21 protein-coding genes are annotated in these 18490 nt (G+C 71.4%); 7 read left to right on the forward strand and 14 right to left on the reverse strand.

What is annotated here, in order from left to right; genetic code table 11:
* Window positions 1-97 precede the first annotated feature (97 nt).
* Entirely contained in the window at window positions 98-1162 is a 1065-nt protein-coding gene (locus tag AAHG03_RS04885) for an SDR family oxidoreductase (protein ID WP_342149163.1), read from the forward strand.
* Between the two features lie 94 nt (window positions 1163-1256).
* Here the strand turns inward: AAHG03_RS04885 and AAHG03_RS04890 are convergent, their stop codons facing one another.
* Together AAHG03_RS04890 and queE are read right to left on the reverse strand one after the other, a co-directional pair.
* Entirely contained in the window at window positions 1257-1481 is a 225-nt protein-coding gene (locus AAHG03_RS04890) for a hypothetical protein (RefSeq protein ID WP_342149165.1), read from the reverse strand.
* A gap of 24 nt (window positions 1482-1505) precedes the next feature.
* On the reverse strand, window positions 1506-2138 hold the full coding sequence (gene queE / locus AAHG03_RS04895; protein WP_342149166.1) for a 7-carboxy-7-deazaguanine synthase: 633 nt from the start codon (window positions 2136-2138) through the stop codon (window positions 1506-1508).
* Between the two features lie 264 nt (window positions 2139-2402).
* Between queE and AAHG03_RS04900 the strand changes: the two genes are divergently transcribed.
* Together AAHG03_RS04900 and AAHG03_RS04905 are read left to right on the forward strand one after the other, a co-directional pair.
* Window positions 2403-3878 carry a D-alanyl-D-alanine carboxypeptidase family protein gene (locus tag AAHG03_RS04900; RefSeq protein WP_342149167.1) on the forward strand — a complete coding sequence of 492 codons (1476 nt, stop codon included), beginning with the start codon at window positions 2403-2405 and terminating at the stop codon, window positions 3876-3878.
* 264 nt (window positions 3879-4142) lie between these two features.
* Window positions 4143-5249, forward strand: a complete 1107-nt coding sequence (locus tag AAHG03_RS04905) for a CobW family GTP-binding protein (protein WP_342149168.1) — start codon at window positions 4143-4145, stop codon at window positions 5247-5249.
* 56 nt (window positions 5250-5305) lie between these two features.
* Here the strand turns inward: AAHG03_RS04905 and AAHG03_RS04910 are convergent, their stop codons facing one another.
* The 5 genes from AAHG03_RS04910 to AAHG03_RS04930 all read right to left on the reverse strand — a co-directional run bounded on the left by AAHG03_RS04910 (window position 5306) and on the right by AAHG03_RS04930 (window position 9351).
* A complete protein-coding gene (locus tag AAHG03_RS04910; RefSeq protein ID WP_091941925.1) occupies window positions 5306-5629 on the reverse strand; it encodes an HPr family phosphocarrier protein in 324 nt (107 codons plus the stop codon).
* Window positions 5630-5714: 85 nt separating this feature from the next.
* Entirely contained in the window at window positions 5715-6116 is a 402-nt protein-coding gene (locus AAHG03_RS04915; RefSeq protein WP_091941927.1) for a PTS sugar transporter subunit IIA, read from the reverse strand.
* A 124-nt stretch (window positions 6117-6240) separates the two neighbouring features.
* Window positions 6241-6741, reverse strand: a complete 501-nt coding sequence (locus AAHG03_RS04920) for an HPr kinase/phosphorylase (protein ID WP_342149169.1) — start codon at window positions 6739-6741, stop codon at window positions 6241-6243.
* The gene (locus AAHG03_RS04925) at window positions 6738-8606 is read right to left on the reverse strand and encodes a sensor histidine kinase (protein ID WP_342149170.1); all 1869 of its coding nucleotides are present in this window, start codon (window positions 8604-8606) and stop codon (window positions 6738-6740) included. Before AAHG03_RS04925 ends, AAHG03_RS04920 begins: the two co-directional genes overlap by 4 nt.
* A 28-nt stretch (window positions 8607-8634) precedes the next feature.
* On the reverse strand, window positions 8635-9351 hold the full coding sequence (locus AAHG03_RS04930) for a response regulator transcription factor (RefSeq protein WP_056248322.1): 717 nt from the start codon (window positions 9349-9351) through the stop codon (window positions 8635-8637).
* A gap of 293 nt (window positions 9352-9644) precedes the next feature.
* On the opposite strand from AAHG03_RS04930, the gene AAHG03_RS04935 reads away from it, so the two are divergent.
* Window positions 9645-10436 (forward strand): HugZ family pyridoxamine 5'-phosphate oxidase, encoded by a 792-nt coding sequence (locus tag AAHG03_RS04935; RefSeq protein WP_342149172.1) that lies wholly within the window; start codon window positions 9645-9647, stop codon window positions 10434-10436.
* Here the strand turns inward: AAHG03_RS04935 and AAHG03_RS04940 are convergent.
* The 5 genes from AAHG03_RS04940 to cobS all read right to left on the reverse strand — a co-directional run bounded on the left by AAHG03_RS04940 (window position 10423) and on the right by cobS (window position 13066).
* Window positions 10423-11115: a retropepsin-like aspartic protease family protein gene (locus AAHG03_RS04940; protein ID WP_342149173.1), complete on the reverse strand. Its 693-nt coding sequence runs from the start codon at window positions 11113-11115 to the stop codon at window positions 10423-10425. The genes AAHG03_RS04935 and AAHG03_RS04940 overlap by 14 nt on opposite strands.
* Window positions 11112-11324, reverse strand: coding sequence for a DUF1289 domain-containing protein (locus tag AAHG03_RS04945; RefSeq protein WP_342149175.1), 213 nt, complete (start codon window positions 11322-11324; stop codon window positions 11112-11114). The genes AAHG03_RS04940 and AAHG03_RS04945 overlap by 4 nt, the downstream gene beginning before the upstream one ends.
* A 34-nt stretch (window positions 11325-11358) precedes the next feature.
* Complete coding sequence (locus AAHG03_RS04950; protein ID WP_342149176.1) at window positions 11359-11820, reverse strand: type II toxin-antitoxin system YhaV family toxin; 462 nt, start codon at window positions 11818-11820, stop codon at window positions 11359-11361.
* Entirely contained in the window at window positions 11817-12176 is a 360-nt protein-coding gene (locus AAHG03_RS04955; protein ID WP_342149178.1) for a type II toxin-antitoxin system PrlF family antitoxin, read from the reverse strand. The genes AAHG03_RS04950 and AAHG03_RS04955 overlap by 4 nt, the downstream gene beginning before the upstream one ends.
* Window positions 12177-12238: 62 nt before the next feature.
* Window positions 12239-13066, reverse strand: coding sequence for an adenosylcobinamide-GDP ribazoletransferase (cobS, locus tag AAHG03_RS04960; RefSeq protein WP_342149180.1), 828 nt, complete (start codon window positions 13064-13066; stop codon window positions 12239-12241).
* Between the two features lie 154 nt (window positions 13067-13220).
* On the opposite strand from cobS, the gene cobT reads away from it, so the two are divergent.
* Window positions 13221-14243 carry a nicotinate-nucleotide--dimethylbenzimidazole phosphoribosyltransferase gene (gene cobT, locus AAHG03_RS04965; protein WP_342149181.1) on the forward strand — a complete coding sequence of 341 codons (1023 nt, stop codon included), beginning with the start codon at window positions 13221-13223 and terminating at the stop codon, window positions 14241-14243.
* A 150-nt stretch (window positions 14244-14393) separates the two neighbouring features.
* On the opposite strand, the gene chrA is transcribed toward cobT, so the two are convergent.
* Together chrA and AAHG03_RS04975 are read right to left on the reverse strand one after the other, a co-directional pair.
* Window positions 14394-15773: a chromate efflux transporter gene (chrA, locus tag AAHG03_RS04970; RefSeq protein ID WP_342149182.1), complete on the reverse strand. Its 1380-nt coding sequence runs from the start codon at window positions 15771-15773 to the stop codon at window positions 14394-14396.
* Between the two features lie 5 nt (window positions 15774-15778).
* Window positions 15779-17011, reverse strand: coding sequence for an amidase (locus AAHG03_RS04975; RefSeq protein ID WP_342149184.1), 1233 nt, complete (start codon window positions 17009-17011; stop codon window positions 15779-15781).
* 134 nt (window positions 17012-17145) lie between these two features.
* Between AAHG03_RS04975 and AAHG03_RS04980 the strand changes: the two genes are divergently transcribed.
* A complete protein-coding gene (locus AAHG03_RS04980; RefSeq protein ID WP_342149186.1) occupies window positions 17146-18117 on the forward strand; it encodes an extensin-like domain-containing protein in 972 nt (323 codons plus the stop codon).
* 188 nt (window positions 18118-18305) lie between these two features.
* The coding region (locus AAHG03_RS04985; RefSeq protein WP_342149187.1) for a transposase at window positions 18306-18490 on the forward strand (185 nt) is incomplete at its 3' end.

Below are 18490 nucleotides of genomic sequence, written 5' to 3' on the forward strand. Positions count from 1 at the left end.
ACCGTCACCCGCACCGACCGGTTCGTGAAGCTTCCGAGGCCCGCGGGCCCAATCCCAAAAAGCGTCAAGCGCAGCGGCCGGAAGGCCCGGAGCCCTCATGAGCGAAACCGCACTGATCGCCGGCGTCAGCGGCATCGTCGGCAACAACCTCGCCCGCCATCTCGTCGGCGTGGGCTTCACGGTCCACGGCCTCGCCCGGCGCCCGCCCACCGACCTCGACGGCGTTAAGCCGGTGGCGGCCGACCTGCTCGATCCGGACAGCCTGCGGGCGGCGCTGGCCGAGGTGAAACCCAGCCACGTCTTCATCACCACCTGGCTGCGCCAGGAGACGGAGGCCGAGAACATCCGGGTCAACGCCGCGATGGTGCGCAACCTCCTCGACGCGGTGGGCCCCGCGGGCAGCGTGCGCCACGTCGCGCTGGTGACGGGCCTCAAGCACTATCTCGGCCCGTTCGAGGCCTACGGGCACGGGACGCTGCCGGCCACGCCCTTCCGCGAGGAGCAGGGCCGCCTCGACGTCGAGAACTTTTACTACGCGCAAGAAGACGAGGTGTTCGCCGCCGCCGCGCGCGACGGGTTCGGCTGGAGCGTGCACCGGCCCCACACCATCATCGGCTACGCGCTCGGCAACGCCATGAACATGGGCGTGACGCTCGCCGTCTACGCCACGCTCTGCCGCGAGACCGGGCGGCCGTTCCGCTTCCCCGGATCGGCGGCGCAGTGGAACGGGCTGACCGACATGACCGACGCGCGGCTGCTCGCTCGACACCTCACCTGGGCCGCGACCACGCCCGAGGCCCGCAACGAGGCCTTCAACGTGGTGAACGGCGACGTCTTCCGCTGGAGCTGGATGTGGGGCCGGATCGCCGAATGGTTCGGCGTCGAGCCCGCCCCCTTCGACGGGCAGCCCAACCCGCTGGAGATGCAGATGGCGGGCGCCGCCCCGCTCTGGACGGAGATCGCGGCCCGCCACGGCCTGATCGAGCCCGACCTGAGCCGCCTCGCCTCCGCGTGGCACACGGACGCCGATCTCGGCCGCCCGATCGAGGTCGTGACCGACATGAGCAAGAGCCGCCGCCTCGGCTTCCTCGACTACCAGGCGACCGACGACGCGTTTTTCGAGTTGTTCGAACGGCTGCGGGCCACGCGGGTGATTCCGTGAACTTCACGGAATCCCGAGGATCTTGCGCGTCTGGAGCGAGAGCCGCCGGCGCGCATCCGCCAGGGAAGAGACCATCACGGCGACCATCGCTGTTCTAGCTCGCGTTGACGACGACCGACACGGCGTCCAACCAATCTTCGTATTGCGCCGGATCGAGGGGAAGAATGCTCGCTTCGCGGTTCCTGTTCAGGAAGCCGAGCAGGACTGCGATATCATCCGAGCACGCGTCGCCGCGTCGCCAGTACGCTTCGAGAAACACTCGCATGGCCTCGAACGCATCATCGACGGTGATGAGATCGGCCTTCGTCACAGCGTTCATCGAAGCTCTCCTGGGATGCGGGCCTCACGGAATCCCGATGATCTTGTGCGTCTGCAGCGACAGCCGCCAGCGCGCATCCGTCCGGCAATAGGCCACCGCGGCGGCGGTGTTGGCGGCGGCCTCCGGTCCGGCCATCGGTTGGAGGAAGCGGTGGCGGAAGGGTAACTCCGCAAACCTCTCCGGTGGGGCCTCGGCCTGGGGGAACACGAGCTTCAACTCGTGGCCCGAGGTCTGGGCGAGCGGGTTGCCGGCCTTGGGGCTCACGCAGATCCAGTCGATGCCCGGCGGCGCGGGAAGCGTGCCGTTGGTCTCCACCGCCACCTCGAAGCCGCGTGCGTGAACGGCCTCGATCAGCGCGGCGTCGAGTTGCAGCAGCGGCTCGCCGCCGGTGAAGACGACGTAGCGGTTGCTGGCACCCCCGCCCCAGGTCGCCGCGATGGCCTCGGCCAGCGCCGCCGCGTCGGCGAACCGCCCGCCGCCCTCGCCGTCCATCCCGATGAAGTCGGTGTCGCAGAAGGTGCAGGCGGCGCCCGCCCGATCCTCCTCGCGGCCGGACCAGAGATTGCAGCCGGCGAATCGGCAGAACACCGCCGCGCGCCCGGCCTGGGCGCCCTCGCCCTGGAGGGTGTGGAACAGTTCCTTGACCGCGTAGGACATCGCAAAAATCGCTGAAGATGAGGCCCTGCCCATACAGGCGCGCATGGAACCCTGTCACGCCGGTCACGATTCCGCGGGTGCAACCCTGCCGGCGAGCTTATCCGTTGGGCGTTCGGCGGTTTCTGCCATGCTCTCGCCACGGAGGGCACGTTGATGATCGGCCAATCCTCGCGCCGATCCCATCGGTGCCGCCTACCCGTAGGCGGCGCGACGCCCGGCGCCTTTTCCAAAACCCTTCCTGCCCCCTTGCCCGAGATGAACCCGATGGTGAACCGAGTCTGGGGACGCCTGATCGCACCGCTGGCCGCGCTCGCGGCGCTGGCCGTCCCGGCGGCGGCGGTGACGACGCCGATCCTCGTGGTCGAGGCCGATTCCGGCAAGGTGCTCTACAGCCAGGGCGCCACCGATCCGTGGTACCCGGCCTCCATCACCAAGCTGATGACGACCTACGTCGCCCTCGACATGGTGCGGCAGGGCAAAGTCTCCCTCGACACGCTGCTGACCATCTCGCCCGAGGCCGCGGCCGAGCCGCCCTCGAAGATGGGCTTCAAGCCCGGCACCCAGATCACCCTCGACAACGCCCTCAAGATCATCATGGTCAAGTCGGCCAACGACATCTCCTGGGCGATCGCGGAGGGCCTCGGCGGCTCGGCCGAGGGCTTCGCCGACATGATGAACGAGACCGCGCACCGGATCGGCATGCGCGAGAGCCGCTGGTACAATCCCAACGGCCTGCCCGAGCCGCGGCAATGGACCACCGCCCGCGACATGGCGATCCTGGCCCGCGCGCTGATGCGCGACTTCCCCGACCAGCAGGGGCTGTTTTCGATCTCGGCGATCCAGTTCGGCAAGTCCGTCATGGCCAACCACAACGGCCTGCTCGGGCGCTATCCCGGCGCCGACGGCATGAAGACCGGCTTCATCTGCTCGGGCGGCTTCAACGTGGTGGCGAGCGCGACCCGCAACGGGCGCCGCATCATCACCGTGGTGATGGGCCAGCCGAGCGCCCGCGAGCGCGACATCAAGGCCGCCGACCTGTTCGATTACGGCTTCGGCCAGTCCGCGGGCTGGACCGCCCAGACCCTCGAAACCCTGCCGGCCTCAAACCTCGCCGCCCCGCCGGATCTGCGGCCCTATATCTGCGACAAGCGCAAGCCGATCCCCGTCGATGAGGGGCCGGGCGCCCTGACCGCGGGCGCCGACGGCACCGCCACCCAGCTGTTCGGCTCGGCCACCGCCGACACCTCGAACCTCGCCTTCGCCGCGCTCGGCGCCGCCAATGTCCGGGGGCGCAGCCTGCCGCCGCGGGCGCCGCTCCAGCCGATCGCGGTCTGGACCGGCCGCAGCCCGGCCGAGGGCGCCGCCGCGCTGGCCCAGGCCGAGCAGGAGGCCCAGGCGTCCAAGGAGGCCGCTCGCACCGCCAAGGTCGAGGCCGCCCGCCAGAAGCGCGAGGAGGCCAAGGCCGCCCAGGCCGCGAAGGCCGAGGCCCACAAGCAGGCCGCGGCGGAAAAAGCCGCCAAGGCCCGCGCCGCCGCCGTGACGGCGCCGAAGCCTAAGACCGCCGCCAAGGACAAGGTCCCGGCTGCCGCCAGCGCCTACACCGCCGCCGAGGCCCCGAAGGCCGCGCACAAGCCGGCGGCGAAGAAGGCGGAGACCAAGGCGGATGCCAAGCCCGCCGCGAAGAAGACCGAAGCCAAGCCCGCGGCGAAGAAGGCCAAGGGCAAGGACGACGACGCTTAAGGCGATTCACCTCACCGACCGCGCATCCCCTCTCCCCGCCGTGCGGGGAGAGGGCCGCGACGACCCCGTCGTCGGCGCGGCGAGGCGGCAGCCGAAGGTGAGGGGGCTTGGACGGATGAGACTCTTCCGTCCAAGCCCCCTCACCTTCGCTCCGGCTTCGCCTCCGCTCCCTGCATGGACAACAAGGTCCATGCAGGCCTCTCCCCGCGTGCGGGGAGAGGGGGGAGCGGCGGTTCTCGACAGAGTTCTCTGGAACGCCGCCCCATGACCCAGACCGACCCCCGCCGCCCCGCCCCGATCCCGCTCACCGTCCTCACCGGCTTTCTCGGAGCGGGAAAAACCACCCTGCTCAACCGGTGGCTGGCCGATCCGGCGCTCGCCGACACGGTGGTGATCGTCAACGAGTTCGGTGAGATCGGCCTCGATCACCTGCTGATCGAGACGGTGGACGACGGGATGATCCTGCTCGGCGCGGGCTGCCTGTGCTGCACCGTGCGGGGCGACCTCATCAACACGCTCGAAGACCTGCTGCGGAAGCGCGACAACGGCCGGATCGGTCCGTTCCGCCGGGTCGTGATCGAGACCACCGGGCTCGCCGACCCCGCCCCGATCCTGCACGCGCTGATCTACCACCCCTACCTGTCGCTGCGATTCCAGTTGCAGGGCGTGGTCACGGTGATCGACGCGGTCAACGGCCAAGGCACCCTCGACGCCCACCAAGAGGCCCGGCGGCAGGCGGCGGTGGCCGACCATCTCGTGCTGACCAAGGCCGACCTGCCCGACGCCGCGCCGGACGCGCTCAAAGCTCGGCTCGCCGCCCTCAATCCGGGCGCGTCGATCCATGGGCCGGACGTGCCGGCGGAGCGCCTGCTCGGCGGCCTGTTCGGGCTCGACGGCAAGGGCGAAGACGTGCGGGCGTGGCTCGGGCCGGCAAAGGAGTACGACCACGGGCACGCCCATGACCATCATCACGGGCACCATTATCACGACGTGAACCGGCACGACGCCGCGATCCGGGCCTTCCATCTCACCAGCGACGTGCCGGTGCCGCGCCCGGCCTTCGAGATGTTCCTGGACCTCGTCCGCTCGGCTCACGGGCCCAAGCTCCTGCGCCTCAAGGGTCTCGTGGCACTGGCCGACGATCCCGAGCGGCCCGTCGTGGTGCACGGCGTGCAGCACGTCGTCCACGCCCCCACGACGCTGCCGGCCTGGCCCGACGCCGACCGGCGCTCGCGGCTGGTGATGATCGTCCACGACCTCGATCCGGACTTCGTGCGCCGGATCTGGGATGCGTTCCTCGGCAAACCCGCCATCGACACGCCGGATCGGGCTGCCTTGACGGAGAATCCGCTGGCGATTCCCGGGGGCTGATTCAGAGGCTCCGCCCCAGACCGCGCGACAGGGGTGCCCCCTTTCGAAACCCTGGATTATTCGTCTTCGCCGAACTTGTCGGCGAGCAGCGCCTCGATCGCGTCGAGGGCGGCCTCGGCGTCGTCGCCGAGCGCGACCACCGCGATGGTGGTGCCCTTGGCCGCGCCCAGCGTCAGCAGGCCCATGATCGAGCGGCCCCCGACGGTCTCGCCCGCGCGGGTGACCGTGACGGCGGCGCCGAAGCGCTCCACCGTCTGCACGAACTTGGCCGAGGCGCGGGCGTGCAGGCCGCGGCGGTTGATGATCGGGAGGATGCGGCAGAACCCGCCCTCGGGAATCTCGGGCTGCGGCTCGATTTCGTCGTCCACGCTCTCGCTCATCGGGCCTCGCGCTCCTCCCGGATGGGGAAAGCGTGGTTAAGCCGGCTCTCGGGCGAAGGGAAGGCGCAAGCGGCGGGCGACCGGGCTACTTGCCCGCAAGAACCCGCGAGGCGACGTTGATGTACTTGCGCCCCGCCTCCTGGGCGTGGAGCACCGCGTCGCCCAGGCTCTCGGCGTCGCGCACGCTGGCGAGCTTGATCAGCATCGGCAGATTGATCCCGGCGACCACCTCGACCTGGCCGCCGTTCATACACGACAGGGCGAGGTTCGAGGGCGTGCCGCCGAACATGTCGGTCAGCACGACGACGCCCGCGCCCGTGTTGACGCGGCCGACCGCGGTCATGATGTCGCCGCGTCGCAGTTCCATATCGTCCTCGGGGCCGATCGTGATCGTCTCGATCTGCTTCTGAGGGCCGACGACATGCTCCAGGGCGGCCTTGAACTCGGTCGCCAACAGGCCGTGGGTGACGAGCACCATTCCAATCATCGAAGCGTGTTCCGACGCCCTGTGAGCGGAGACGCCATCTTGTGCAGCGCAAGGTGAAGCGCAACCCGATCGCGGCGATTTGCTCGATGCGATGCACCACCATGCCATGGCGGCAACACCCGCGCTACAGGTCGCGAGCCCCTGCGGGCACGAGAGCGGCGGGGTGCGTCCGAACGGCCACGCTGGCGTCGAGCGCCTCGCGAATCAGGTATTCCCTCGGCTGACCCCCTGCAAGGGAGAGGCGCGGCAGGCTGACCCCGAGGAGACGCTCGGTCGCAACCGGCTCCGCCGGCATCCGCTCGGCCGTCTCGACGAGGTCGACCACGAGGCGCAGAACCGCCGCTTCCGCAGGCGCGGCGAGCCGGCGGATGCCGTGGCCGCGGATCTCGATCAGCCCGGCCAGCGCCGGATGCGGCCGGGCGACGAGGCGGCCGTGATACGCTTCCAGCCGGATGCGGTCGTCGCCGACGAGGGCGGCGTGGCGACCCTCCAGATCGGCGCGGTCGAGCAGCGCGAGGCAGAGCGAGGATTTTCCCGAGCCCGCCGGCCCCCGCACCAGGACACCCGCCTCGCCGAGGAGGACGCAACTCGCATGGACGGTGAGCGAGGCGGTCGGATCGCTCACGCCGCGAGGTCGTCGCCGAAGCGGTCGGCGCGCGGCGCCACCGGCAGGCGCACGATGAAGCGGGCGCCGCGCACCGTCGGATGCCCCTCCTCATCCGCCGGGCCGGGGCGGTTCTCGGCCCGGATCGTGCCGTGATGCGCCTGGATGATCTGGCGCGAGATCGACAGGCCGAGCCCGGAATTCTGCCCGAAACCCTGCTCGGGCCGGTCGGTGTAGAAGCGCTCAAAGATGCGCTCCAGGGCGTGCTCGGGAATGCCCGGCCCCTCGTCCTCGACGATGAACTCGACCTCGTTCTTGAGGCGCCGCAGGGCCACTCGCACCTGGGCGCCCGGCGGCGAGAACGAGCGGGCGTTGTCGAGCAGGTTGTTGACGACCTGACCGAGCCGGCTGTCGTGGCCGATGATGCGGAACGGCTCCTCCACGTCGCCCGGCGGCCGCTCGATGTCGAACCGGATCAGCGCCGCCTTGGCCCGGCGCCGCTCGTTGGCCACCGAGGTGACGGTGGTCAGGAGCTTGCCGAGATCGACCCGGCGCGCCTCGGCGCGGGCGAGTTCGGCGTCAAGCCGCGAGGCGTCGGCGATGTCGGAGATCAGCCGGTCGAGGCGCTTCACGTCGTGCTGGATGATCTGGAGCAGGCGCCCGCGCGACTCGTCGGTCTTGGCGAGCGGCAGGGTCTCGACCGCGCTGCGGAGCGAGGTCAACGGGTTCTTCAACTCGTGGCTGACGTCGGCCGCGAAACTCTCGATGGCGTCGAGCCTACGGTAGAGCGCCTGGGTCATGTCGCGCAGCGCGCCGGAGAGATGGCCGATCTCATCGGTGCGGTTGGTGAAGTCGGGAATCTCCTGCCTCGACTTGATGCCCCTGCGCACCCGCTCGGCGGCGTCGGCCAAGCGTCGCACCGGCCCGGCGATGGCGCCCGCGAGCAGGATCGACAGCACCAGCATCACGGCGGCGGCGACGAGGAAGACCTGCAGCAGGCCGAACCGCTCGGAGGCGATGACCCGGTCGATGTCGCCGCCTTGCGTCGAGACCATCAGGACGCCGCGCACCGAGCCCGAGCGCTGAATCGGCACCGCGACCGAGACGATGGTCTCGCCGCGCTCGTTGCGCCGGGCGATGGTGCCGCGCGCGCCTGTCAGCGCCGCCTGGACCTCGCGGAAGCCGCGCCCGTCCTGCGGGCCGGCCTCCTGGCCGGCATCGCCGCCGCCCCCCCCTTGCCCCGCGCGCTCGCTGACGACGAGGCCGATGATGCGGGTGCCGACGAAATCCCACACCCGTTCCAGCACGTTGGGCTTGGGCGGTCGCACCACGCTGTCGGCCCGCCCGGCCTCGCCGCGGGCGAACAGCGAGCGGGTGTCGAACAGCAGGCTGCCCTCACGGTCGTAGACGCGGGCTCGGTTGCCGGTCGGCGTCACGAGGCGGCGGAGCAGCGGGGCCACCTTCTCCGGGTTGAGCGAGAAGGCGAGCGAGGACGGGTCGTCGTCGAAGTCGCGGCCCTCGCCAGCCTGCTGCTGCAGGAGCTTGTCGGGATCGACCCGGATCGTGTCGGTGTCGACCGAGGCCTGGGCCGCGATGGCGCCGGCGATGATGTCGCCCTGGATCAGCAGGCTCTGGACACGGGCCTGGATCAGCCCCTGCCGGAACTGGTTCAGGTAGAGGAAGCCGAACAGCAGGACGATCAGCCCGACGAGGTTGAGCACCACGATGCGGCGCGTCAAGCTGGAGGAGGCGCGCTGGCCCACCGCGTTCCACAGGTCGCGCGGCCAGGTCAGCGGCGGGCGGGCGAAGGATTCGACGAGGCGCGCGAGACCGCGGCGGCCGGCGCCGTGCTTCGGGTCGGGGGATCGGAACAGGGGAGCGAGCATCCGCGGTGTGGCCTTCTGGCTGCGGATTCTAGCCTTCCTTGAAGCGGTAGCCGACGCCGTAGAGCGTCTCGATCATGTCGAAGCTCTGGTCGGTCACCTTGAACTTCTTGCGCAGGCGCTTGATGTGGCTGTCGATGGTGCGGTCATCGACGTAGACCTGATCGTCGTAGGCCGCGTCCATCAGGGCGTTGCGGCTCTTCACGACGCCGGGGCGCTGCGCCAGCGCCTGGAGGATCAGGAACTCGGTGACGGTCAGCGTCACCGGCTCGCCCTTCCACGTGCAGGTGTGGCGCTCGGGGTCCATCATCAGTTGGCCGCGCTCCAGCGAGCGGGCGGCCGCCGCGTCGGCGTCGCGGGCCGGGGCGCCGGGGGTGCCGTCCTTCGGGGCGAAGCGGCGCAGCACCGCCTTCACTCGCTCGACCAGCAGGCGCTGCGAGAACGGCTTATGGATGAAGTCGTCCGCGCCCATCTTGAGGCCGAACAATTCGTCGATCTCCTCGTCCTTCGAGGTGAGGAAGATCACCGGAAGGTCCGATTTCTGCCGCAGGCGTCGGAGAAGCTCCATCCCGTCCATGCGCGGCATCTTGATGTCGAAGATCGCGAGATCGGGCGGGGAATGGCGCAGGCCGTCGAGGGCCGAGGCGCCGTCGGTGTAGGTCTGGATGCGGTAACCCTCGGTCTCCAGCGCGATCGAGACGGAGGTCAGGATGTTGCGGTCGTCGTCGACGAGGGCGATGGTCGGCATGCGGAATCCCTGACTGGACGGCGCGGCGCCGCGCGCCCCGAAAGGGCCCGGCGATGCGTCACGCACCCCGCCTCGGGAGCGGGTCTCCTCCCCCGCGGCGGGTCTCGTCCTTTACGACCATCGTTCGAAAAAAGCGAGCGGGTGTCTAAGCTTGGCCGTAACAGACGGGTCCGTCCGGCTTTTTCGCCCGGCAGGATGCCGCACCCGGCGCGTGCTGTCCGCTCTCCTGCCGCGCGGTATGCTCCGGGGATATCCGGGCGCGACAAGACCCGGCCTCCGGCAGGGAGTTTTTCATGAGCGATGCGACACCCGCAGGCCCCGAGCGCCGCGGCCCGGCCGAGCCGCTGCCCGCGGCGCAGGCGCCGTTCGACGCGATCGGGCTCGCCCGCCAACTCCTGCGCGGCGTGCGGGCAGGCGCCTTGGCCACGATCGACGCGGGCGACGGCACGCCCTTCGCCTCGCTCGTCACCATCGCGACCGACCACGACGGCACGCCGCTGATGCTGATGTCCCGGCTCTCGGGCCATACGCGCAACCTCGACAAGGACCCGCGCTGCTCGCTGCTGTTTTCGGTGGGCGGCAAGGGCGACCCGCTCGCCCATCCGCGCCTGACCGTGACGGGGCGGGCCATCCGCACCGACGAACCGCGCATCCGCGAGCGATTCCTCGCGCGCCATCCGAAGGCCAAGCTCTACGCCGACTTCCCCGATTTCGGCTTCTTCGCCCTCGACCCGTCCGCCGGCCATCTCAACGGCGGTTTCGCCAAGGCCGCGACCCTGACGCGGGACGAACTCCTCCTCGACCTGACCGGGGCCGAGACGCTGGTCTCGGGCGAGCGCGGCGCCGTCGAGCACATGAACGAGGACCATACGGATGCGCTCGCCCTCTACGCCGCCGGCGTGGGCGAGGCCGGCAGCGGCTGGCGCCTCACCGGGCTCGATCCGGAGGGGATGGACCTGCTCGCGGGCGACCGCACCGCCCGCGTGCCCTACCCCGAGCCAGTGCGCGACATGGGGGCTTTGCGCAAGGTGCTGGTCACCATGGCGAACGCCGCCCGCTCCGGCACTGGTTCTACCGGCTCCTGAGGATCAGCCGGTCGCCGCGCACCTCGTAGGAGGGCAGCCGCGTCAGGAAACTCTGGCCGAGCAGGTTGCCGGAGAGCGCGCCGGGCCGGCTCACCACGGCATCGACGTTGCGCTCGGTGATCGGCCCGATCCGGATCGAATCGAGCCGGATCGGCGCGGTCAGCGCGATGCCGTTGGCGGTGGAGACGCGCAGCGAAAAATCGCTCTCCGCCGGGCGGATGCCGAGCGCGGCGGCGTTCTCGGCGGTGAGCACCACGCTGCTGGCGCCGGTGTCGAAGGCGAAGCGCTGGTCGGCGCGGCCGTTCACCTCGGCGATCACCGAAAAGTCGCCGTCGGCGCGGCGGGTGATCGTCACCTCGCCGCCGGGCCCGACCACGGCGGTGCCGGGGCGTAGCGCGCCGATCAGGTTCGCGCCGATCCGCTGCGCGTCGTCGCGATAGGTGTAGCCCGCGACCGCGAGCGCCCCGAGCCCGAGCCAGATCAGCGCCGCCCGCACGGTGTCGCCCGGCATCGCCAGCGCGTGGCGCCAGCGCCCGGCGGTGAGCAGGAGCAGCAGGCCCGAGAGCGAGACGAGGCCGGCGAACTGGTCGGGATCGAGCCCCATCACCGGTCCGCCGTCATGGTTGGCGATCAGGACGGCGAGGCCGACCCCGAGGATCGCGAGCCCGACCCACATCATTTCGTGAGCGCCCCGCGGCCCGGATAGGCCTTGGCGAGCCGCTCGTGAAGCGTCGCCATGATCGCCTGCCGCCGCGGCTCCGACAGCGAGCCCCACCGCCCGATCTCGTCGCGCGTGCGCCCGCAGCCCTCGCACAGACCGGTGCGGGCATCGAGCACGCAGACCTTGGTGCAGGGGGAGGACGGTTTCGCGGAGGGCTGGGCGGTCATGGCCCTGGCAGATGGGCCGCGAAGGCGCTCCGAATCAAGGCCCGCCCGCATCCACCAGGAGATCGTCCCAGTGATCGGGCGGGTCGCCCGCATCGAGCCGCCGGGCGAACACGGCGTAGGGGTCGCTGCGCCCGCCCGCCTTGCGCAGGGTGTTCTCGTCGTTGACCCAGGCATAGACGATGATGCGGCTCGCGCTGTCGAAGCGGAAGAACAGGCGGAAGCGCTGCAGGAACTTGGCCCGCCGCCAGTGCCGGTGCGCCGGCCCGAGGGTGTTGCCGAGCGCGTAGGTCGGCGCGTTCGGATCGCGCGGGATTTCCTCGAAGATCAGGTCGCGGATGCGGGCGAGCAGCTTCGCCTTGGGATGGGCGCGGTAGCCCTCCGGGTCGGCGGCGGCGAGCCGTTCGACCTCCGCCGTGAGCGGGTCGAGGCTCGCGCGGAAGGCCGTTGCGCGAAACAGCCGCCAGCCGTTGCGCTTGGCGAAGGGGCCGTCGGTCACAGGGTGACGTCGTCCGGGATCGCGTCGTCGTCGGACACGCTCACGCCCGCGGTCAGCGCCTCGATCCGGGCGACCTCGCCTCGCGTGAACGGCTGCAACCGCTCGGGATGGGCGGCCATGTCGCGCTCGAGGAAGGCGAGGTAGGCGGCGACCACGGGGTCGCGCTCGGCCGCATCGTCGTCGGCCGCCTCGTCGCGGTCGAGGGTCACCAGCATCGTGCCCGGCCCGAGGACGTAGGCGCGCAGCTTCGCCTTCTGCCGGAACTCGGGATGAGCCTTGAACAGCGCCTTGTCGAGCCGCAGCGCCTCGGAGCGGCCGGTTGTTGTGATCGAGCCCTTGAAGCCGGATCGGGACATGGGAGACTTCCGATACGAACGATACGTGCGGTGATACGTATCGTTCGCCTGCGAATCAAGGGCTACGCTGTCGCCCCCACCAGCGCGAGCAGCACCGCGATCTCGCCGAGTTGCTGGCAGGCGCCGACCACGTCGCCGGTCTGGCCGCCGATCTTCTTCCGCGCGAGCGACGAGAGCGCGAAGGCAGCCGAGGGCGCCAGGACGAGGCCCAACACGAGGCCGAGCGGGGGCAGGCCGAGGCCGGCGCCGACCAGCGCGAGGGCGAGGCAGAGGCCGGCGACGGTCAGGAGCGTCGCCCGGCTCGGGCGGCCGACCGCGGCGCCCGAGCCGCCGGGGCGGGCGGGGGCGAGCCACGCGATCGGCACCAGCGCGGCGCTGCGGGAGACGGCGGCGGCGTAGAGGAGCGCCGCCGCCGCGAGCGCGCCGGAGCGGTCGAGGAGCGTTGCGAGCGTCGCCGCCCGCAGCGCCAGCCCGAGAAAAAGGGCGGTGCCGCCGAAGGCGCCGATGCGGCTGTCGCGCATGATCTCCAGGATGCGCTCCGGGTTTCGCCCGCCGCCGAAGCCGTCGGCGACGTCGGCCAGCCCATCCTCGTGCATCGCCCCGGTGACGAGGGCGAGCGCGGCGAGCGCCAGCGCCGCAGCCACGAACGGCCCGAGCCGGATTTCCCAGGCCAGCACCAGCACGAGGGCGGCGGGCAAGGCCAGCAGCAGGGCGGCGACGGGCAGCATCCGCGGCACGGTGCGGAAATCCGGGATGCCGTAGGGCTCGGGCTCGTCGGGCAGCGGCGGGATCGGCAGGCGCGTGAAGAAGCGCAGGCAGGCGGCGAGATCGTAGACGAGATCGGCGCCCGGAAAGGGCGGCCCGGGATCGCCGCTCATGCGCTCCACCATTCCGGCTTCCTTCGTCGGGCGGACACCCGGCCGCCTGTACCGCGGGCCCGCACGCTTCTATAGCGCTGGCACGTTCCCGCCCGCTACGCGCCCCGCCCGCCGTCCCCGCCGCATTTTTCCGCAAGGCGGCCCACGATCCCCGAGAGGCCCCGCGATGACCGATTCCGCCGCGCCGTTCGCCGACATCCGCCGGCTGATCGCCGACATGCCCGGCCCCGATGCCGACGCGGTCGCGATGGTGCGCGCCCGCGACGCGACGCTGACCAAGCCGCCGGGCGCGCTCGGGCGGTTGGAGAGCCTCGTGGAATGGCTCGCCGCGTGGCAGGGCAAGGGCAAGCCGAGCCTCGACCGGCCGCTGGTCTGCGTGTTCGCCGGCAGCCACGGGGTGGCGGCCCGCGGCGTCTCGGCCTTCCCGGCCGAGGTCAACCGGCAGATGCTCGACAACTTCGCCGCCGGGGGCGCCGCCATCAACCAGCTCTGCGCCGCCTACGGCCTCGGCTTCCGGGTGTTCGACCTCGCCGTGGACCTGCCGACCGGCGACATCTGCGAGGGCCCGGCGCTCGACGAGAAGGGGTGCGTGGCCACCATGGCCTTCGGCATGGAGGCGGTCGCCGCCGGCACCGACGGGCTCGCCATCGGCGAGATGGGCATCGGCAACACCACGGTCGCGGCGGCGATCTACGCCGCGCTCTACGGCGGCGATCCGGCCCACTGGGTCGGGCGCGGCACGGGGGTGGACGAGGGGGGCCTTCACCGCAAGGCGGAGGCCGTGCGGCTGGCGCTGACGACCCATGCCGGCCATCTCGACGACCCGCTGCAGGTGCTGGCCCGCCTCGGCGGTCGCGAGATCGCCGCCATGGCCGGGGCGATCCTCGCCGCCCGCCTCCAGCGGGTGCCGGTGGTGCTCGACGGCTACGTCGCCACCGCCGCGGCGGCCGTGCTGCACGCCCTCGACGCGAGCGCCCTCGACCATTGCGTGGCCGGCCATCTCTCGGCGGAGGGCGCGCATGCGGAGGTGCTGGAGCGGCTCGGGCTCACCCCGCTGCTGTCGCTAGGCATGCGGCTCGGCGAGGCCTCCGGCGCGGCGCTCGCCATGGGCCTCCTCAAGGGCGCACTCGCCTGCCATCGCGACATGGCGACGTTCGAGCAGGCGGGGGTGTCGGGCAAGGCGGATTGATCGCTTCTCCCACCCATTCCCCTCATCCTAAGATGTGGAGCGTAGCGAAGCCTCGAAGGAGGGCTCCAGTTCGCTCAGCGACTTCTGGAGCCCTCCTTCGAGGCCGCTTCGCGGCACCTCAGGATGAGGGGGTGGGTGGGACATCGGGTGTCACGCAAACCCCGCCAGATGCAGCCCCACCCCCGCGGCGGAGGCCGCGAGCAGCGTCGGGATCACGCCTGCGCGCAGGCGGAACACCGCGAGGATCGCCGCTCCCGAGAGCAGCAGCGCCGGCGCGTTTAGGCTCGACCAGACCGGCATGTCGAGCCGCAGCCCGAGCCCCGGATGCAGGGGGCGGGTTTCCGAAAACAGCAGGTGCAGCGCGAACCAGACCGCGAGGTTGAGGATCACCCCCACCACCGCCGCGGTGATGGCGGACAGCGCCCCCGACAGCGCCCGGTTCTCCCGCAAGGCCTCGACGTAAGGCGCGCCCGCGAAGATCCAGAGGAAGCAGGGCAGGAACGTCACCCAGGTGGTGAGCAGCCCGCCGAGCACGCCGGCCACGTACGGATCGAGCCCCCCGGCCTGCCGGAAGGCGCCGAGGAAGCCGACGAACTGCGTGACCATGATGAGCGGGCCCGGCGTCGTCTCGGCCAAGCCCAGCCCGTCGAGCATCTCGCCGGGCTTCAGCCAGCCATAGGTATCGACCGCGGCCTGCGCGACATAGGCCAGCACCGCGTAGGCGCCGCCGAAGGTGACGACCGCCATCTTGGAAAAAAACACCGCGATGGCGCTGAAGACGTGGTCCGGCCCGAGCCCGACCACCAGCGCCAGCACCGGCCCGAGCCAGAGCGCCAGGAAGACGCCGGCGAGCGCCAGCGTGCGGCGCAGATTCGGCCGGGCATGGGCCGGCACGCCGAGCCCGAGCAGGCTGTCGGCGTCGGCGAGACCCTTCTCCGCCGCGCCGCCATGGCCGCCGGCGCGAAAGCTTTGGGCGCCGCTGCGCGTGCCGAGATAGCCGATCAGACCCGCCGCGAGCACGATCAGCGGGAACGGCACGTCGAACAGGAAGATCGCCGCGAAGGCGCCTGCCGCGATCATCCGCATCGCGGTGTTGCGCAAGGCGCGGGCGCCGACCCGCACCACCGCCTGGAGCACGATGGCGAGCACCGCGCATTTGAGGCCGAAGAACAGGCCGCCGACGATCCCGACGCCGCCGTAAGCCGCATAGATCAGGCTCAGGCCCATGATCGAGACGAGGCCGGGCAAGACAAAGAGTCCGCCCGCGATCAGCCCGCCCGCGGTGCGGTGCATCAGCCAGCCGACATAGGTGGCGAGCTGCTGCGCCTCGGGGCCGGGCAGCAGGGTGCAGAACGAGAGCGCGTGGAGGAAGCGCGCCTCGCCGATCCAGCGCTTCTCGTCCACGAGGATGCGATGCATCACCGCGATCTGCCCGGCCGGGCCGCCGAAGCTGAGGAGCGCGATCCGGGCCCAGACGCGGGCCGCCTCGGCGAGCGTGACGCCGTGCGCGGGAACGCCGTCGCGCTCCATCCCGGTCAGCCTTCCGCCCGCAGGGCCGCCTCGATCATCCCGGCGATGGCCAGCGCCCGCCCGTCGTCGCCGAAGCGGGCGACGATCTGCACGCCGAGGGGCAGGCGATCGCCCGGCACCGGGACGGTGACGCAGGGCACGCCCATCAGGGTCCAGAGGCGATTGAAGCGGGCGTCTCCGGTGGTGGCGATGGGCGGCGCGCGGCCGACCGCCGACACCGTCAGGATCGCGTCGAACCCCGAGAAGATCTCCTTCAGCTGGCGCCGCGCCCGGTGGGCGTCGCGGCGGGCCGCGTCGTATTGCGCCGCCGTCAGCGCCTGCGCCCGGTCGAGCTGCGGCCCGAGCACCGGCGGCAGCGCGGCGCGGTGCGTCGCGTATTCCCAGGCAAGCGCCTGGCGCGCCTCGAAATCCTGCACGGTCGGATGCGCGGCCCAGGCGCGGGCGAAGGGCTCGGGCAGCGTGAGGTCGAACACGGTGGCGCCCACCCGCTCGGCGGCCCGCGCGGCACGGGCCAGCGCGTCGAGCGCGTCCGCATCGGCCTCGCCCGCGAACTCCTGGCGGCAGAGGGCGATGCGCGGCCCGCCGGTCTCCGCACTCTCGATCTCCGGCCGCTCGACGATCAGCGCCAGCGCCCGGGCGAGATCGGACACGCCGCGGGCGAAGAGGCCCACCGTGTCGAGCGCCCAGGAAAAGGTCTTCACCCCCACCGTCGGGATCAGCCGGAACGAGGGCTTGATCGCCGCGACGCCGCAGAAGGCGGCCGGGCGGATCACCGAGCCGCCGGTCTGGGTGCCGAGCGCCAGCGGCAGCAAACCGGCCGCAACCGCGGCGGCCGAACCCGAAGACGAGCCGCCCGGCGTGCGGGCGGGATCGTGCGGGTTCACCGTCCCGCACGGGTCGAGCCCGGCGAACGCCGTGGTCGCGGTCTTGGCCAGCGGCACGGCGCCGAGCGCGCGCAACCGCGCCACCACCGCCGCGTCGGCCCGCGGGCGCCAGCCTTCGTAGATCTTCGAGCCGTGCTCGGTCGCCATGTCGGCGGTGTCGATGATGTCCTTGATGCCGACCGCAATGCCGGCGAGCGGGCCTTCCGCCGGGACCGGCCCCTCCGGCGCCGTGCGCAGGATCGCGCCGAGGTTCTTGTCGCGCTCGGCGATTCCTTCGCGCGCCTCGGCGATGGCGGCGTCCGGCGAAAGGGCACCGGTCTCGATGCGGGCGCGGAGATCGACGAGCGAGATCATGCGCTCGGGGTGAGGCGTGGGGGCCGCCCCTGTCAACACCGCTCCACAGGCCCGATACCGCAAAGACACGGTGGCGGCGCATCCGCCCGCAGCGTTAGCGCCCCGTTTACGGAATCGCCCGCATCGTCGCCCTTATGTGGCGTAAAGTGTTTGCGTTCTCGGCCCTGGCGCTGTTCGGCGCGGGCCTCACCGGTTGCGCGATCAACCGGTTCGAGCGCCGTGAGGCGTGGCGCGACCAGGCGGAGCAGGCTTGCATCGCCCGGAAGCTGGTCCAACCGACCTCGTGGGTCTCGCTGGCGCGCGAGATCGACGGGCCGGGCCCCTGCGGCATGCAGCAGCCCTACCGGGTCACCCGGCTCGGCAACGGCACGGTCGCGCTCAAGCAGCGGATGACGCTGGCCTGCCCGGCTTTGGCGGAAGCCGAGGCGTGGCTCGCCGACACGATCCAGCCCGCCGCCAACCTGTATTTCGGCGTGCCCGTCGCCGAGATCAACGCCGGCTCCTATTCGTGCCGCGGGCGCAACAATCAGGTCGGCGCCAAGCTCTCCGAGCATTCCTTCGGCAACGCCGTCGACATCATGTCCTTCACGCTGGCCGACGGCCACGTCATCACCGTCAAGGGCGGCTGGCGCGGCACGGAAGCCGAGCAGAACTTCCTGCGCGAGGTGTTCGTCGGAGCCTGCGCCCGCTTCACCACGGTGCTGGCACCGGGCTCCAACGTCTTCCACTACGACCACATCCACGTCGATCTCGCCCGCCACGACCCGCGGGGCCTGCGCCGGGTGTGCAAACCGCTGCTGAAGTTCGAGTCGCAACTCTACGCCGCCGACGGCACGCCGCGGCCGATGGCGACACCCCGTCCGCCCGCCCGCCAGCCGGCCGCCCCCCAGGCGCCGATCGACGTGGAGGAGGACGATCCCTACGGCCTGTCGCCGACATCTTCGCGCAGTGGCGGGTCTCGCTACGCCCGAGCCCCGAGCCCGCCGGCCCCCTCCGCCTACGCCGCCGCCCCGCCGCCCCGCCCGCGGGTGGCCGCGGCTCCCACCACCGAGGATGAGGCGGAACCGATGCCCGCGCACGGGCCTTCGGACGAGCCGATATACTGAGACCGATCGAGCCGTTCGAAGCACATCGCGAAGCCGCCTCCCACCCACTGCCCTCATCCTGAGAGCCTGTTTGAGATCCTCTGCCGGCCGTCCCCATCTGTCTCGTGTCATCAACACACATCCGTCTGGCAGGACGGAGGAGAGAGCAGATGTGGACGGACCGACATCGGACGCGTCATGAGACACGCTTGAAGGATGTAGTGATGCAGGCGGGCCTGGAGGAGGTGGCCCGCTTCCTCGGGCGGACAGACCCGCCAACCCGATCCGACGCCAAGCCGGCGCGGGCGGTGATGGCGGCCATTGCTTGGCACTTGCGTACAGGTGGCGGATGGCGGGCGCTGCCCGAAGGTTTCCTGCCCTGGCGCACCGTCTA

It is taken from the genome of Methylorubrum subtropicum, from assembly GCF_038442325.1.
In the GTDB taxonomy this organism is placed as follows: domain Bacteria; phylum Pseudomonadota; class Alphaproteobacteria; order Rhizobiales; family Beijerinckiaceae; genus Methylobacterium; species Methylobacterium subtropicum.

Bases quoted from the DNA above. Each gene is read 5' to 3' on its own strand.
- AAHG03_RS04885 (WP_342149163.1), top strand. From the start codon at position 98: ATGAGCGAAACCGCACTGATCGCCGGCGTCAGCGGCATCGTCGGCAAC.
- AAHG03_RS04890 (WP_342149165.1), bottom strand. From the start codon at position 1,481: ATGAACGCTGTGACGAAGGCCGATCTCATCACCGTCGATGATGCGTTC.
- queE (WP_342149166.1), bottom strand. From the start codon at position 2,138: ATGTCCTACGCGGTCAAGGAACTGTTCCACACCCTCCAGGGCGAGGGC.
- AAHG03_RS04900 (WP_342149167.1), top strand. From the start codon at position 2,403: ATGGTGAACCGAGTCTGGGGACGCCTGATCGCACCGCTGGCCGCGCTC.
- AAHG03_RS04905 (WP_342149168.1), top strand. From the start codon at position 4,143: ATGACCCAGACCGACCCCCGCCGCCCCGCCCCGATCCCGCTCACCGTC.
- AAHG03_RS04910 (WP_091941925.1), bottom strand. From the start codon at position 5,629: ATGAGCGAGAGCGTGGACGACGAAATCGAGCCGCAGCCCGAGATTCCC.
- AAHG03_RS04915 (WP_091941927.1), bottom strand. From the start codon at position 6,116: ATGATTGGAATGGTGCTCGTCACCCACGGCCTGTTGGCGACCGAGTTC.
- AAHG03_RS04925 (WP_342149170.1), bottom strand. From the start codon at position 8,606: ATGCTCGCTCCCCTGTTCCGATCCCCCGACCCGAAGCACGGCGCCGGC.
- AAHG03_RS04930 (WP_056248322.1), bottom strand. From the start codon at position 9,351: ATGCCGACCATCGCCCTCGTCGACGACGACCGCAACATCCTGACCTCC.
- AAHG03_RS04935 (WP_342149172.1), top strand. From the start codon at position 9,645: ATGAGCGATGCGACACCCGCAGGCCCCGAGCGCCGCGGCCCGGCCGAG.
- AAHG03_RS04940 (WP_342149173.1), bottom strand. From the start codon at position 11,115: ATGATGTGGGTCGGGCTCGCGATCCTCGGGGTCGGCCTCGCCGTCCTG.
- AAHG03_RS04945 (WP_342149175.1), bottom strand. From the start codon at position 11,324: ATGACCGCCCAGCCCTCCGCGAAACCGTCCTCCCCCTGCACCAAGGTC.
- AAHG03_RS04955 (WP_342149178.1), bottom strand. From the start codon at position 12,176: ATGTCCCGATCCGGCTTCAAGGGCTCGATCACAACAACCGGCCGCTCC.
- cobS (WP_342149180.1), bottom strand. From the start codon at position 13,066: ATGGTGGAGCGCATGAGCGGCGATCCCGGGCCGCCCTTTCCGGGCGCC.
- cobT (WP_342149181.1), top strand. From the start codon at position 13,221: ATGACCGATTCCGCCGCGCCGTTCGCCGACATCCGCCGGCTGATCGCC.
- chrA (WP_342149182.1), bottom strand. From the start codon at position 15,773: ATGGAGCGCGACGGCGTTCCCGCGCACGGCGTCACGCTCGCCGAGGCG.
- AAHG03_RS04975 (WP_342149184.1), bottom strand. From the start codon at position 17,011: ATGATCTCGCTCGTCGATCTCCGCGCCCGCATCGAGACCGGTGCCCTT.
- AAHG03_RS04980 (WP_342149186.1), top strand. From the start codon at position 17,146: ATGTGGCGTAAAGTGTTTGCGTTCTCGGCCCTGGCGCTGTTCGGCGCG.